Annotated in this window: 15 protein-coding genes; 10 read left to right on the top strand and 5 right to left on the bottom strand. The window is 70.0% G+C overall.

What is annotated here, in order from left to right; all coding sequences use genetic code 11:
• The first annotated feature begins 42 nt into the window (after window positions 1-42).
• Entirely contained in the window at window positions 43-900 is an 858-nt protein-coding gene (gene rpoH, locus CKO33_RS06820; RefSeq protein WP_200180696.1) for an RNA polymerase sigma factor RpoH, read from the top strand.
• A 16-nt stretch (window positions 901-916) separates the two neighbouring features.
• On the opposite strand, the gene bioC is transcribed toward rpoH, so the two are convergent.
• Together bioC and bioH are read right to left on the bottom strand one after the other, a co-directional pair.
• The gene (gene bioC / locus CKO33_RS06825; RefSeq protein ID WP_200180698.1) at window positions 917-1,780 is read right to left on the bottom strand and encodes a malonyl-ACP O-methyltransferase BioC; all 864 of its coding nucleotides are present in this window, start codon (window positions 1,778-1,780) and stop codon (window positions 917-919) included.
• On the bottom strand, window positions 1,773-2,546 hold the full coding sequence (gene bioH, locus CKO33_RS06830) for a pimeloyl-ACP methyl ester esterase BioH (RefSeq protein ID WP_338081745.1): 774 nt from the start codon (window positions 2,544-2,546) through the stop codon (window positions 1,773-1,775). The genes bioC and bioH overlap by 8 nt, the downstream gene beginning before the upstream one ends.
• Before the next feature lie 122 nt (window positions 2,547-2,668).
• On the opposite strand from bioH, the gene plsY reads away from it, so the two are divergent.
• Window positions 2,669-3,274: a glycerol-3-phosphate 1-O-acyltransferase PlsY gene (gene plsY / locus CKO33_RS06835; protein WP_439099427.1), complete on the top strand. Its 606-nt coding sequence runs from the start codon at window positions 2,669-2,671 to the stop codon at window positions 3,272-3,274.
• Between the two features lie 176 nt (window positions 3,275-3,450).
• Here the strand turns inward: plsY and tsaD are convergent, their stop codons facing one another.
• Window positions 3,451-4,455 carry a tRNA (adenosine(37)-N6)-threonylcarbamoyltransferase complex transferase subunit TsaD gene (gene tsaD / locus CKO33_RS06840; protein WP_200180748.1) on the bottom strand — a complete coding sequence of 335 codons (1,005 nt, stop codon included), beginning with the start codon at window positions 4,453-4,455 and terminating at the stop codon, window positions 3,451-3,453.
• A 155-nt stretch (window positions 4,456-4,610) separates the two neighbouring features.
• Here tsaD and rpsU point away from each other — a divergent pair, with 155 nt between their 5' ends.
• From rpsU to hemE, 3 genes are all read left to right on the top strand, one after another.
• A complete protein-coding gene (rpsU, locus tag CKO33_RS06845) occupies window positions 4,611-4,826 on the top strand; it encodes a 30S ribosomal protein S21 (RefSeq protein ID WP_090487698.1) in 216 nt (71 codons plus the stop codon).
• Between the two features lie 29 nt (window positions 4,827-4,855).
• On the top strand, window positions 4,856-5,314 hold the full coding sequence (locus CKO33_RS06850) for a GatB/YqeY domain-containing protein (protein ID WP_200180706.1): 459 nt from the start codon (window positions 4,856-4,858) through the stop codon (window positions 5,312-5,314).
• Between the two features lie 172 nt (window positions 5,315-5,486).
• On the top strand, window positions 5,487-6,551 hold the full coding sequence (gene hemE, locus CKO33_RS06855) for a uroporphyrinogen decarboxylase (protein WP_200180708.1): 1,065 nt from the start codon (window positions 5,487-5,489) through the stop codon (window positions 6,549-6,551).
• 437 nt (window positions 6,552-6,988) lie between these two features.
• Here the strand turns inward: hemE and CKO33_RS06860 are convergent, their stop codons facing one another.
• Entirely contained in the window at window positions 6,989-7,585 is a 597-nt protein-coding gene (locus CKO33_RS06860) for a hypothetical protein (RefSeq protein ID WP_200180710.1), read from the bottom strand.
• Window positions 7,586-7,691: 106 nt separating this feature from the next.
• Window positions 7,692-10,124: a penicillin-binding protein 1A gene (locus tag CKO33_RS06865; protein ID WP_200180712.1), complete on the bottom strand. Its 2,433-nt coding sequence runs from the start codon at window positions 10,122-10,124 to the stop codon at window positions 7,692-7,694.
• Window positions 10,125-10,303: 179 nt separating this feature from the next.
• Here CKO33_RS06865 and CKO33_RS06870 point away from each other — a divergent pair, with 179 nt between their 5' ends.
• The 5 genes from CKO33_RS06870 to CKO33_RS06890 form a co-directional block, all read left to right on the top strand.
• Window positions 10,304-11,368 (top strand): type IV pilus assembly protein PilM, encoded by a 1,065-nt coding sequence (locus tag CKO33_RS06870; protein WP_200180714.1) that lies wholly within the window; start codon window positions 10,304-10,306, stop codon window positions 11,366-11,368.
• Window positions 11,368-11,937, top strand: coding sequence for a PilN domain-containing protein (locus CKO33_RS06875; RefSeq protein WP_200180715.1), 570 nt, complete (start codon window positions 11,368-11,370; stop codon window positions 11,935-11,937). The genes CKO33_RS06870 and CKO33_RS06875 overlap by 1 nt, the downstream gene beginning before the upstream one ends.
• Before the next feature lie 11 nt (window positions 11,938-11,948).
• Complete coding sequence (locus tag CKO33_RS06880) at window positions 11,949-12,536, top strand: type IV pilus inner membrane component PilO (RefSeq protein ID WP_200180750.1); 588 nt, start codon at window positions 11,949-11,951, stop codon at window positions 12,534-12,536.
• Window positions 12,529-13,080 carry a pilus assembly protein PilP gene (locus tag CKO33_RS06885; protein WP_200180717.1) on the top strand — a complete coding sequence of 184 codons (552 nt, stop codon included), beginning with the start codon at window positions 12,529-12,531 and terminating at the stop codon, window positions 13,078-13,080. Before CKO33_RS06880 ends, CKO33_RS06885 begins: the two co-directional genes overlap by 8 nt.
• Before the next feature lie 18 nt (window positions 13,081-13,098).
• On the top strand, window positions 13,099-13,589 hold a 491-nt coding region (locus CKO33_RS06890), incomplete at its 3' end, for an AMIN domain-containing protein (protein WP_200180719.1).

Consider the following 13,589-nt stretch of genomic DNA (forward strand, 5'->3'; position numbering starts at 1 on the left):
AAATCGAGTCATTCCGATGGGATTTGGAGAGGAAACCGGACCATGACCCAGGCACTTGCCTTTGCACAAAGCCAACTCGCCGTCCCGGTGGGCGACCTGGACAGCTACATCCAGGGGGTGAACCGCCTGCCGGTGCTGGAGGCCGATGAGGAGAAGAGCCTGGCCCGCCGCCTGCGGGACCACAAGGACCTGGAGGCGGCCCGTATCCTGGTGATGCACAACCTGCGCTTCGTGGTGCACATCGCCCGTGGCTACACCGGCTACGGGCTGGGCCTGGGCGACCTCATCCAGGAGGGCAACATCGGCCTGATGAAGGCGGTGAAGCGCTTCGACCCGGAGATGAACGTGCGCCTGATCTCCTTCGCGGTGCACTGGATCCGCGCCGAGATCCACGAGTTCGTGCTGCGCAACTGGCGCATCGTCAAGGTGGCCACCACCAAGGCCCAGCGCAAGCTCTTCTTCAACCTGCGCAGCGCCAAGCAGCGCCTGGGCTGGTTCAGCCGCGAGGAGGTGGAACACGTGGCCGGGGACCTGGGGGTCAGCCCCCGGGAGGTGCTGGAGATGGAGTCCCGCCTGGCGGGGCAGGACATGTCCTTCGACCCGGACCCCCAGGACGAGGACACCCCGCAGCTGGCCCCCGCCGAGTCCCTGTCCGATCAGGAGGGGGATCCGGCCCGGGCCCTGGAGCAGGCGGACTGGGACCACTACCACCAGGAACGCCTGCAACACGCCCTGACGCAGCTGGACGCGCGCAGCCGCGACATCCTGGCGCGGCGCTGGCTGGCGGACGAAAAGGCCACCCTGCAGGAACTGGCCCGGGAGTACGGCGTCTCCGCGGAACGGGTGCGCCAGCTGGAGCGTAACGCCATCGGCAGGCTGCGCCAGGCCTTCGCCGACTGAACCCCGCCGGGGCCCCCTAGGGGGCCGGCTGGATGGGAATGACCCGCTGCGGCCGCCTGGGGGCGGGGGCCTGGGGCGCCCAGGCGTGGCCGTAGATCACCTCGTAGGTGGCGGGCAGCCGCCCCTCCCCGTCACGGAATGCCTCGTAGGCCATCTCCACCGCCCGCAGCCGCGCGGGTCCGGTGAGACCGCGGCCGCGCCCCTGGGCCGCGTTGGTGGCACCGATGGCCTTCAGATCCCCCATCAGGCCACGCACATCGCCATAGGTCAGGGTCATCCTTTCCATATCCATCACCGGATCGGCGAAACCGGCCCGCACCAGGGCATCGCCGATATCGTGCATGTCCACGAAATCGCTCACATGGGGCCGGCCGTCCACGGCGGACCAGGCCCGGCGCAGCTCCACCAGGGTGTCCGGCCCCAGGGTGGTGAACATCAACAGCCCCCCCGGGGCCAGCACGCGGCGGAACTCCGCCAGGGCACGCTCCAGGTCATTGCACCACTGCACCGCCAGGCTGGAGAACACCAGATCGAAGCGGGCGTCGGCGAAGGGCAGGGTCTCCACATCGCCGCACACCAGGGCGGGACGCCGCCACCAGCCCGCCGCCCGCGCCGCAGTGCGCAGCATGGCCGGGGAGAGATCCAGGGCCACCACCCGGGCCCCGCGGTAACGCCGGCGCAGATCCCGCACCCCCTGCCCCGTGCCCGCCCCGGCATCCAGCACCCGCGCGGGGGAGAGCCGGATCCAGGACAGACGCTCCAGCAGGCGACTGCACACCTCCCGCTGCAGCACCGCCGCCTGGTCATAGGAGGCGGCGGCCCGGTCGAAGGTACGGCGCACGCGGCGCTTGTCCAGGGGCTGGCGCGGGGTGTCAGGCATGCAAAAGACTCCTCAGTTCGGACACAAAGCGTTCACCATGGGACAGGAAGGGGGCATGACCCGCGCGCGGCATCACCCGCACCTCCATGCCCGGGCGCAAGGCCTCCAGATCCGCCCCCACGGCCGCCGGCACCAGGGTATCGTACCCCCCCAGGAGGGCATGCACCGGGCAGTCCAGTCCCGCCAGGGCCCCCCGCAGGTCGCTCTCCCGCAGCAGGGCCAGCCCCTCTTCCAGGGCCGCCGGGGCCGGCGGCGCGGCGGCCAGGCGCGCGCGCAGGGCGCGCACCGCCGCCGGTGCCCCCTCCACGCCGTGGAACTGCAGGGCCAGGAAGCGGTTCAGCGTGGCGCGAAAGTCCCGGGCCAGACCCTGGGCGAAGGCATCCAGCACCGGCCGGCGCATGGCATGGGGCCAGTCCGGGCCCTGCACGAACCGGGGCGTGGCCGCCACCAGGACCACCCGCCGCACCCGTCCGGGATGCCGCACGGCCGTCTGCAGGGCCACCAGCCCCCCCAGGGACCAGCCCACCAGGGCCGCCCCCTCCGGCGGCAGGGTGGCGGCCATGCGCCCGGCCAGGGTGTCCAGATCCCCCAGACGCCCCTCCCCGGCCGCGCGGCCATGACCGGGCAGATCCATGCAGTCCACGCGAAAGTCCCGGGCCAGGGCCGCGGCGGTCTCCTCCCAGACCCCGGCGCTCAGACCCCAGCCGTGGATCAGGGCCACGGCCGGCCCCGCACCGCGGGATACCGTCTCCAATGTTGTCGTCACACACACCTCACACATGCAGGGCCGCCGGGGGCGGGAAGAGGGCCCCCGACACGCCCGTTCTCGGGTATCATGCGCGGCGAAATCCAAACGCCCCCCCGGGGCCGCCAAGGATCCGCCGTCCCATGATGCTCTCCATCCTCCTGATCATCGCCGCCTACCTGATCGGCTCCGTCTCCGCCGCCATCCTCACCTGCCGGCTGCTGGGGCTGCCGGACCCCCGTACCCAGGGCTCCGGCAACCCCGGGGCCACCAACGTGCTGCGTTCCGGCGGCAAAAAGGCGGCCATCATCACCCTGGCGGGGGATCTGCTCAAGGGGTGGCTGCCGGTGCTGCTGGCCCGCCTGCTGGGCCTGGAGGGCCCGGCCCTGGCCCTGGTGGCCCTGGCGGCCTTCCTGGGGCACCTGTTCCCCGCCTACCACGGGTTCAAGGGGGGCAAGGGGGTGGCCACGGGCCTGGGCGTCCTGCTGGGCCTGCACTGGGGCGTGGGCCTGGCCTCGCTGCTCACCTGGCTGGCGGCGGCGGGCATCAGCCGCATGTCCTCGGTGGGGGCACTCACCGCCTCGCTGCTGGCCCCCCTGTGGATCGCCCTGATCCTGGGGGACATCTGGGTCACCCTGGCGGCCTGCGTCATGCTGGTGCTGCTTTACTGGCGCCACTGGGGCAACATCCGCCGCATCCTCGACGGCAGCGAACCCCGCATCGGCCAGAAGACGACCCCCCGGCACTGAGGCCTGAGTCCGAGACCCAACCCCGGCGCCGCCCCCCGGGAGCGCCGAGCCCCAGCTCGGCATCCTTTTCCAAGCCGAGCTGGGGCTCGGCGTTCCCGGCATGTCGCTGCATCCCTGAATCCGGGACCCACCTGCCGGTAGCCGCGATGCCCATAGCATCGGACAGCCGGTGAGGCTCAGACCGCCTCCAGGGACCAGCGGGCCCGGGCCTGGATCTCCAGGCCCGCCCGCTCCCCGGACTGCAGGCGCAGGGCCCCGGCCAGGGCGATCATGGCCCCGTTATCGGTGCAGAACTCGGCCCGGGGGAAGAAGACCGCCCCGCCCCGGTCCGCGACCATCCCCTCCAGCGCCGCCCGCAGACGCCGGTTGGCCCCCACGCCCCCCGCCACCACCAGGCGGCCGTGGCCGCTCTGCTCCAGGGCCCGGCGGCACTTGATGGCCAGGGTGTCCACCACGGCGTCCTCGAAGGCCCGGGCCACATCCGCGGCCAGGGTCGCATCCGGGGGGGTGTCACGGAAGGTGGTCAGGGCCCGGGTCTTGAGCCCGGAGAAGCTGAAGTCCAGGCCCGGGCGGTCCGTCATGGGCCGGGGGAAATGGAAACGCCCCGGATCCCCCCCGGCCGCCAGGCGCGCCAGGGCCGGCCCGCCGGGATACCCCAGCCCCAGGAGCTTGGCGGTCTTGTCGAAGGCCTCGCCAGCGGCATCGTCCAGGCTCTCCCCCAGGATGCGGTACTGCCCCACCCCCTGCACGTCCACCAGCAGGGTATGCCCGCCGGACACCAGCAGGGCCACGAAGGGGAACGCCGGGGCCGGGTCCTCCAGCAGCGGTGCCAGCAGATGCCCCTCCATATGGTGCACCCCCACCGCCGGCAGCCCCCAGCCCCAGGCCAGGCTGCGGGCCACAGAGGCCCCCACCAGCAGGGCCCCGAGCAGTCCCGGACCGGCGGTGTAGGCCACCCCGTCCGGGACCTCCCCCGCCATCCCCGCCTCGTCCAGGACCCGGCGCACCAGGGGCAGCACACGGCGCACATGGTCCCGGGAGGCCAGCTCCGGCACCACCCCGCCGTAGCCGGCATGGAGTTCCACCTGGCTGTGCAGGGCGTGGGCCAGCAGGCCGCGGCGGGTGTCGTAGAGGGCCACGCCGGTCTCATCGCAGGAGGTCTCGATACCCAGGACACACAGCGGCGGGTCGGTTTCGGCGGGAGGGACGGCGGTCATCTTTTTGCGTCTCGGGCTTTGGAATTTGGGCCGGGGGCAACTATAATGCGGGATTCTCCGCCAAAGGTGGAGGGTGCCTTGAACCCGATTCCGAAACAGCAAGCAACGGTAGAGCGTTTATGCCCCACGTCCGAGTGAAAGAGAACGAACCCTTCGAGGTGGCCCTGCGCCGCTTCAAGCGCACCTGCGAAAAGGCGGGCGTGCTCACGGAAGTCCGTCGCCGCGAGTTCTACGAAAAGCCCACCGAGGTGCGCAAGCGCAAGGCGGCCGCCGCGGTGAAGCGCCAGATGAAACGACTGGCCAAGGAGCAGGGGCGCCGCGAGCGCCTGTACTGATCCCATTCCACAGGGAACCCCAAGCCGGCATGACCACCCCCTCCCCCCTCCAGTCCCGCATCAGCGAGGACATGAAGACCGCCCTGCGCGGCGGTGACAAGGCCCGGCTGGGCACCCTGCGGCTGATCCTGGCCGGTCTCAAACAACTGGAGGTGGACACCCGCGAGGCCCTGGACGATGCCCGGGTGCTGGCGGCGCTGGACAAGATGGTCAAACAGCGCCGGGAATCCATCGCCCAGTACCGGGAAGCGGGCCGGGAGGAGCTGGCCCGGGCAGAGGAGGCGGAACTGGAGGTGATCCAGGCCTACCTGCCCCAGCCTCTCTCCGAGGCGGAGATCCGGCAGCAGGTGGAGGCGGCCGTGGCCGAGTCCGGCGCCGGGTCCATGAAGGACATGGGCCGGGTGATGGGGCTGCTCAAGCCCCGCCTCCAGGGCCGGGCCGACATGTCGGCGGTCAGCGCCCAGGTGAAGGCCCGCCTCTCCGGCTGACCCCTGCCGGGTTCCCCGCGACCCGCACTCCCCACGGCCCGGCCCTGCCGGGCCGTTTGCGTGTCTATCCCCCGGAAGCATTGATGCGGATCGCCAAACCGCCGCATCCATGTACCCACGCATACCCACCCTCGTATAATGGGGGCTTTTCACCCCATCGCGTCGAGACCCCATGAGCCAACTGAAAAACGACCGCTTCCTCCGCGCCCTGCTGCGCGAGCCCGTGGACACCACCCCCGTGTGGATCATGCGCCAGGCCGGGCGCTACCTGCCGGAGTACCGGGAGACCCGGGCCCGGGCGGGCAGCTTCATGAACCTGTGCCGCAGCCCCGAGATGGCCTGCGAGGTCACCCTGCAGCCCCTGGACCGCTTCCCCCTGGACGCCGCCATCCTGTTCTCGGATATCCTCACCATCCCCGACGCCATGGGGCTGGGGCTCTACTTCGCCGAGGGCGAGGGCCCGCGCTTCGAACGTCCGGTGCAGGACGCCGCCGCCATCCGCGCCCTGGGGGTGCCGGATCCGGAGGATGAACTGCGCTACGTGACGGACGCCGTGCGCCTCATCCGCCGGGAGCTGGACGGCCGCGTGCCCCTGATCGGCTTCTCCGGCAGCCCCTGGACCCTGGCCACCTACATGGTGGAGGGGGGCTCGTCCAAGGACTTCGCCCGCATCAAGGGCATGATGTACGACGACCCCGATACCCTGCACCACCTGCTGGACACCCTGGCGCAGACCGTCACCGCCTACCTCAATGCCCAGGTGGCCGCCGGCGCCCAGGCCGTGATGGTGTTCGACACCTGGGGTGGGGCCCTGAGCCCGGAGAACTACCGCGCCTTCTCCCTGAAATACATGCAAAAGATCGTGGACGGCCTCACCCGTGAGGCGGACGGCCGCCGGGTGCCGGTGGTGCTGTTCACCAAGGGCGGCGGCCAGTGGCTGGAGGCCATGGCGGACACCGGCTGCGACGCCCTGGGGCTGGACTGGACCGTGGACATCAAGGAGGCCCGCCTGCGGGTGGGCGAGCGCGTGGCCCTGCAGGGCAACATGGACCCGGCCGTGCTCTACGCCTCACCGGATCGGGTGCGGGAGGAGACGAAGAAGGTCCTGGCCGGCTTCGGCAAGGGCAGCGGCCACGTCTTCAACCTGGGTCACGGCATCCACCCCGCCATCAACCCCGATCACGTGGCGGCCATGGTGGAGACGGTGCACGAGGCCGGACGCCAGTACCACGAGTGAGGGCGCCTGTTGCCCCTCCCCCTCGGGGAGGGGCTTCACGGCAGTGCCAACCCAATCCGCCGCCTCTTGCCTTCCCGCCCCGAGGCGTGCAATGGTTTTCATAGTCCATACCCCCACCGCCCGCCCAATAAGCGTGGATTCACTGCCATGACCACTCTCCTCCCGAGAACAACGCGGGCCGCTGCAAAAAGGCGCTCCCTACCCCGCGCCATTGGATCCGTCATGGAGATCTGGCCCAGGGAGGATTATGCACACTACCTGCCCGCAGGTTCAGTTCAGAAACGTATGCATGGATACTGGTCCGCTGTAGGCAGACACCTGGCACAGGCCATCAGAGAACATGACCGATCCCAAGGACGATGAAGATCCTGCGGTGGGATCCGCCGAGGTATAAGGACGATGAAGATCCTGCGGTGGGATCCGCCGAGGTATCACGATCACTGACCCTCCAGCAACCGCTCCACCTCGCGCACATCGGCGCGGCGCATGGGGCGTCCGTCCACGGGGCTGGGGGGCGGCTGGCGGATGCCGTCCACGGGGAAGATCACCGCGTCCACATCCACACCGTCGGCCCCGAACTCCAGGCAGGGATAGGCCACATGCCCCTGGGCCCCCTTGTAGCGGCGCTCGTCGCTGCGCCAGGTGACCCCCCGGTCCTGCAGGTAGAAGATCACCTCCTCCGGACTGTCGGCGAAGAGGTGCAGGGTGAGTTCGTCACGGCCGTTGACGATCCCCGCCAGCACCGGCCCCACCAGGCGGGGATGGAACGGCTCCAGCAGCTGCATGGCCTGCACCGCCGCCCGGCGCAGATGGTGCAGACGCTGGCGGCTGGCATCGTCCTCGAACAGCCGCTGGCGCTCGAAGACCGCCGCCTCGATCTCGGTGTTGCGCGGCAGGTTGCGGGTCTGCCCCGCCCCCAGGCGCTCCGCGGCCTTGCGCTTGGCCAGGCGATAATCCACCACGCCCTCGTCCAGGATGATGCGCGCCGCCTCCGCGGCGATCATCTGCCGCACCCTCAGATCATTGATGGACATGGTGCCCCTCCGTTCGCGGATGAGTGGAACGCGCGCCCGCACGCACGATGGCCGGCGACGCATCCCCGGACCGCCACCGCGGTGGGGTCGCCGGCCGTGCCACGGCTCAGAAGATCTGCTCCGGCGTCACGCCCCGGGATGGCTCCGGCAGCGCCTGGCGCTCCAGGGCCTCCAGTTGCTGCGGCGTCAGGGTCTCGAACAGGCTGTCCTCGGTGTAGCGGGTGGCGCGGGCGCCGGTTTCGGCGTCGATGCGCACCGTCACCATGCCCTCGGGCGGCTCCAGGGTGCGCTCCGGCACCCCTGCCAGGGCCTCCTCCATGAAGTCGATCCAGATGGGCAGGGCCGCGGAAGATCCGGTCTCCCCCCGGCCCAGGGTGCCGTCATCATCGAAGCCCACCCAGGTGGTGACGGCCAGGTCCGGGTTGTAACCGCTGAACCAGGCATCCCGCAGGCCGTTGGTGGTGCCCGTCTTCCCGGCCAGATCGGACCGCCCCAGGGAGCGGGCCCGCCGGCCCGTGCCACGGCGGATCACGTCCTGCAGCATGCTGGTGATCTGGTAGGCGTTGCTGGCCGGCAGCACCCGCTCGGCGGGGATGAACCCCGGCGTATCCGCCTCCGGGGTCTGCGGCATCGCACCCGTCAGGGTCACCAGCGGCCGGTCCGGTTGGCGTGGCACCTGGCAGGGGGGCGGGCAGACCCGGCGGGGCACGGCCGCGTGCAGCACCTCGCCGTAGGGTCCCTCGATGCGCCGGATGAACCAGGGTTCCACGCGGTACCCCCCGTTGGCAAAGACCGTATAGCCCCGGGCCAGCTCCAGGGGGGTGACACTGCCGCTGCCCAGGGCCAGGGAAAGGCCCTTGGGATGCCGTGACAGATCGAAACCGAAACGCTCCAGGAAGGCCCGGGTCCCGGCGATGCCCACCCGGTCCAGCAGACGGATGGACACCAGATTGCGGGAATGCACCAGGGCCTCCCTCAGGCGGGTGGGGCCATAGAAACGGCCGCTGTAGTTCTTGGGCCGCCAGTCCCCGTCCAGGGAGAGATCCTCCAGCACCACCGGGGCGTCGTTGATGACGCTGGCAGGGGAGAACCCGTCGGCCAGGGCGGCGGAATAGATGAAGGGTTTGAAGGCGGAGCCGGGCTGACGCCGGGCATCCGTGGCGCGGTTGAACTTGCTCAGGAAGTAGTCATAACCGCCCGCCAGGGCCCGCACCGCCCCGTCCCTCGGATCCAGGGCCACCAGGGCCCCCTGCGCCCCGGGCACCTGGGACAATTCCCAGCCCGCATCCGGTTCCCGGCGCAGACGGATCACGTCGCCGGCGGTGAGCACATCCGACACCGCATCGGGCCGGGGACCCCGGCTGTAGGGGCTCAGGTGGGGGCGGGCCCAGGCCACGGCGTCCCGCTCCAGGGACACCCGCTCACCGCCTTTCAGATACACCGTGGCCGCATCCGCATCCACGGCGGTGACGATCCCCGGCAGCAAGCCACCGGCCACGGTGGAATAGCCCTCCAGGGCCCGTTCCAGGGCCGCGGCATCCCCCAGGATGGCCGCCTCCACATGCCCCTCGGGACCACGATAACCGTGGCGGCGGTCATAGGCCAAAAGCCCGCGGCGCAGGGCCGCCTCCGCCTGCCGCTGCAGATGGGCTTCCACGGTGGTGTATACGCGGTATCCCCCGGTATAGGCCTGTTCGCCATAGCGGGCCACCATCTCCTGGCGCACCATCTCCGCCAGGTATTCCGCCCCCGCCTCCACCTGCAGCCGGTGCAGCTCGGCCGTCACCGGGGCGGCCCGGGCCTGCTCATACTCCTGCGCGGAGATGAAGCCCAGGTCGTGCATCCGGCCCAGGACATAGTTGCGCCGCGCCCGCGCCCGCTGCGGGTCGGTGATGGGGTTGGCGGCGGAGGGGGCCTGGGGCAGCCCCGCGATCATGGCCACCTGGGGCAGGGTCAGTGCATCCAGGTCCACGCCATAGTAGATCCGCGCCGCGGCCTTCACCCCATAGGCCCGGTGACCCAGGTAGATCTTGTTGAGATAGAGTTCCAGGATCTCGTCCTTGCTCAGCACCTGCTCCATGCGCAGGGCCAGGAAGATCTCGATGATCTTGCGCTCATAGGTCTTCTCCCGTTCCAGGAAGAAGTTGCGCGCCACCTGCATGGTGATGGTACTGCCCCCCTGGCTCTTCTCACCGGTGAGCAGCAGGTTGAGGGCGGCCCGGGTCAGGCCCATGAAATCCACCCCCGGATGGTGTTCAAAACGGTCGTCCTCCGCCGCCAGGAAGGCCTGGCGCATCCGCTGCGGCACATCCCCGATGGCCACAGGGTCCCGCCGCTTGGTGCCGTACTCGGCCATCAGCGCCCCGTCCCGGCTGTACACCCGCAAGGGTACCTGCAGGCGGATCTCCCGCAGGGTGTCCACATCCGGCAGGCGCGGGGACACATAGAGATAGGCCCCGGCCACCCCCAGCACCCCCAGGAGCAAGGCCACCAGGGCGCCGGTGAGCAGGAGGCGGAGGATGCCGGCAATACGTTTCATCAGGAAGGCCCGTAGGATGGGAACGGTCGTCGGTCGGGGACGGCCACTGCTCGGAGCACCTGTGACAGGCGGGACAATTCTTCCGGGACCCAGGTAGTAATTCCCGGGGCTTGCGTCTAGTATCTGCTGAAAATAGTAAGCGACCCGCCCCACAGGCCGCAAACACATCAGGGGTCACCGTGCTCGGATTCAGCCGCAAGCGACCGCCGCTCATCGGGATCGACATCAGTTCCACCTCCGTCAAACTGGTCGAACTGGGCGGCAATGCCCCCCCGTACCGCGTCGAGGCCTACGCCGTGGAGCCCCTGCCCGGCAACGCCGTGGTGGAGAAGAACATCCAGGAGGTGGAGGCCGTGGGGGAGGCCATCAAGAAGGCCTACCGGCGCTGCGGATCCAAGAACCGCCACTGCGCCATGGCGGTGCCCTCCTCCGCCGTCATCACCAAGACCATCAACATGCCCGCCGGCCTCAAGCCGGACGAACTGGAGAGCCAGATCCAGGTGGAGGCGGACCAGTACATCCCCTACGCGCTGGAGGAGGTGAATCTGGACTTCGAGGTGATCGGCCCCAGCCCCAAGGGACCCGACACGGTGGAGGTGCTGCTCTCGGCCTCCCGCAGCGAGAACGTGGAGATGCGCGTGGCCGCCGCCGAACTGGCGGGCCTCACCCCCCGGGTGATGGACGTGGAGGCCTATGCCATCGAACACAGCTTCGCCCTGGTGGCGCAGCAGATCCCGGAACTGGAGGAGGACCCCCTGCCGGTGGCGGTGGTGGACGTGGGGGCCACCATGACCTCCATCAACATCCTCCACGAGGGCCGGCTCATCTATACCCGGGAGCAGGCCTTCGGCGGCAAGCAGCTCACCGAGGAGATCATGCGCAAGTACGGCCTCTCCTACGAGGAGGCGGGCATGGCCAAGAAGGAGGGCGGCCTCCCCGACGACTACCTCCCCGAGGTGCTGGAACCCTTCAAGGAGACCATGGCCCAGCAGGTGAACCGCTTCCTCCAGTTCTTCTTCGCCGCCAGCCCCCACGACCGGGTGGCGCAGCTGATCCTGGCCGGTGGCTGTGCCGCCATCCCCGGCGTGGACGAGCAGATCGAGGCACGGGTGGGCACCCCCACCCGCATCGCCAACCCCTTCGGCCTCATGGGGCTGCACTCGCGCATCAACCCGCAGCGCCTGAGCAACGACGCCCCCGCCCTGATGATCGCCTGCGGCCTGGCCCTGAGGAGCTTCGACTGATGTCCCACATCAACCTGCTCCCCTGGCGGGAACAGCAGCGCAAGGAGCAGCAGAAGGAATTCACCGTGCTGGCGGTGCTGGTGGGCCTGGCCTGCCTGGTGGGGATCTTCCTCACCCACATCACCATCAACGCCCAGATCGGCTACCAGGAACGCCGCAACACCTACCTGGAGAACGAGATCCGCATCCTGGACCGTCAGATCCGCGAGATCCGCGACCTGGAGGCCACCCGCCAGGCCCTGCTGGACCGCATGACCATCATCCAGGAGCTGCAGGCCAGACGGCCCCTGGCGGTGCGCCTGTTCGACGAGATCGTCAACACCCTGCCCGACGGCACCTACCTCACCCGCCTCACCCAGCGGGGCATGAACCTGGAGCTGGCGGGACGGGCCGAATCCAACGCCCGCGTCTCCGCCTTCATGCGTAATCTGGAGGCATCGCCCTGGTTCGGCGAGCCCACGCTGCAGGTGATCGAGACCCGGGAGGCGGACGGCGTCCGGCTCAGCGATTTCCGGCTGACCGTACCCCAGGCCGCCCCCGCCGAGGACAACGGGGAGGCCGCGCAATGAACCTGGGCAGCCTGGATCTCAACGACCTGAACAACATCGACCTCAAGACCATCGGCAGCGCCCCCCTGCCCGCGCGCATCCTCGTACTGGTGGTACTGGCCGCCGCCCTCATCGGCGCCGGCTACTGGTTCGACACCAAAAACCAGCTGCAGCGCCTGGATCAGGCCCAGGCGCGGGAACCCCAGCTGCGCCAGCAGTTCGAGACCCGCCAGCGCCGCGCCGCCAACCTGGATGCCTACAAGGCGCAACTGGCGGAGATGCAGCGCCGTTTCGGCACCATGCTGCGCCAGCTCCCCAGCCAGACCGAGATCCCCAACCTGCTGGTGGACATCTCCCAGACCGCCCTCTCCGCCGGCCTGGAGATCGACCTCTTCCGCCCCGAGGCAGAAAACCCCCGGGGGTTCTACGCCGAGAAACCCATCCGGCTGCGCATGAAGGGCAGCTACGAGGAGATGGCCCACTTCACCAGCGGCGTCGCCGCCCTGCCCCGCATCGTCACCATCCACGACATCAGCCTGCAACCCGAGCAGGACGCCGCGCGGCTCGTGATGGAGGCCACCGCCAAGACCTACCGGTACCTGGAAGACAACGATGCCTGATCCCAAGCGCACGGCACCCGCCCGATACCGGCCGCGCGCGGCGGCCGTCTGCCTGCTGACGGCACTGCTGGCCGGCTGCGGCCAGGACCTGTCCGACCTGGAGGCCTACGCCGAACGTATCAAACAGCGCCCCGGCGGCGGCATCGAGCCCATCCCCGAGGTGGAACCCCAGGAAACCTTCACCTATCCCGGACACGAACGCGACCCCTTCGATCCCTCCGCGGTGGAGGCCGAGGTGGACGCGCGCCCGGGGATGGGGGAAGACGATGTCTCCATCGACCCCGACCGGCCCAAGGAATTCCTGGAACAGTTCCCCCTGGACAGCCTGCGCATGGTGGGCACCCTGGAACAGGAAGGCACCCGCTGGGCCCTGATCCGCACCCCCGAGGGGGTCATCCTGCGGGTGCGCGAGGGCAACTACATGGGGCAGAACCACGGCCGGATCGAGACCATCACCCCGACCGGCATTCAACTCACCGAAATCGTGCCGGACGGTTTCGGCGGCTACAAGGAGCGCGAGACCACCGTCGCGCTCAGCGAATAGGCAACGAGGAACGACCCGATGACACAGGCGACCCCGAGACGCCCGCAGCCCCGGACCCCCGGCCCCCGGGGACACCGCCCCAGGCCCCAGGCCCGATCCCTGGGCCGGATCCTGGCCCTGTGCCTGCTGGCCCTGGGGTGGCAGGGCGCCGGCGCCGCCACACCCGCCCTGGAGGAGATCGTCTACAACACCCTGCCCGGCGACCGGCTGCAGGTGGTGCTGCGCTTCTCCGGGCCGCCGCCGCAGCCCGAGGGCTTCACCATCGACGACCCGCCGCGCCTGGCCCTGGACCTGCGCGGCGCCCGTTCCGCCCTGGACACACGCCGCCAGGAGGTGGAGACCGGCCTCACCCGCTCCGTGCACATCGCCGAGACCCCCGACCGCACGCGGCTGGTATTCAACCTGGTGCGCCTGGTGGGCTACGACACCCGCAGCCGCGGCAACGAGCTGATCCTCACCCTCAACCCCACCCCGCCCACCACCCCGGCCGGGGGGGGCGCGCTGGGGGC

This window comes from Ectothiorhodospira mobilis, from assembly GCF_016584115.1.
Taxonomy (GTDB): Bacteria; Pseudomonadota; Gammaproteobacteria; order Ectothiorhodospirales; family Ectothiorhodospiraceae; genus Ectothiorhodospira; species Ectothiorhodospira mobilis.

Coding starts and splice junctions, on each gene's coding strand:
- rpoH (WP_200180696.1), top strand. CDS start 43: ATGACCCAGGCACTTGCCTTTGCACAAAGCCAACTCGCCGTCCCGGTG.
- bioC (WP_200180698.1), bottom strand. CDS start 1,780: ATGCCTGACACCCCGCGCCAGCCCCTGGACAAGCGCCGCGTGCGCCGT.
- plsY (WP_439099427.1), top strand. CDS start 2,669: ATGATGCTCTCCATCCTCCTGATCATCGCCGCCTACCTGATCGGCTCC.
- rpsU (WP_090487698.1), top strand. CDS start 4,611: ATGCCCCACGTCCGAGTGAAAGAGAACGAACCCTTCGAGGTGGCCCTG.
- CKO33_RS06850 (WP_200180706.1), top strand. CDS start 4,856: ATGACCACCCCCTCCCCCCTCCAGTCCCGCATCAGCGAGGACATGAAG.
- hemE (WP_200180708.1), top strand. CDS start 5,487: ATGAGCCAACTGAAAAACGACCGCTTCCTCCGCGCCCTGCTGCGCGAG.
- CKO33_RS06860 (WP_200180710.1), bottom strand. CDS start 7,585: ATGTCCATCAATGATCTGAGGGTGCGGCAGATGATCGCCGCGGAGGCG.
- CKO33_RS06865 (WP_200180712.1), bottom strand. CDS start 10,124: ATGAAACGTATTGCCGGCATCCTCCGCCTCCTGCTCACCGGCGCCCTG.
- CKO33_RS06875 (WP_200180715.1), top strand. CDS start 11,368: ATGTCCCACATCAACCTGCTCCCCTGGCGGGAACAGCAGCGCAAGGAG.
- CKO33_RS06885 (WP_200180717.1), top strand. CDS start 12,529: ATGCCTGATCCCAAGCGCACGGCACCCGCCCGATACCGGCCGCGCGCG.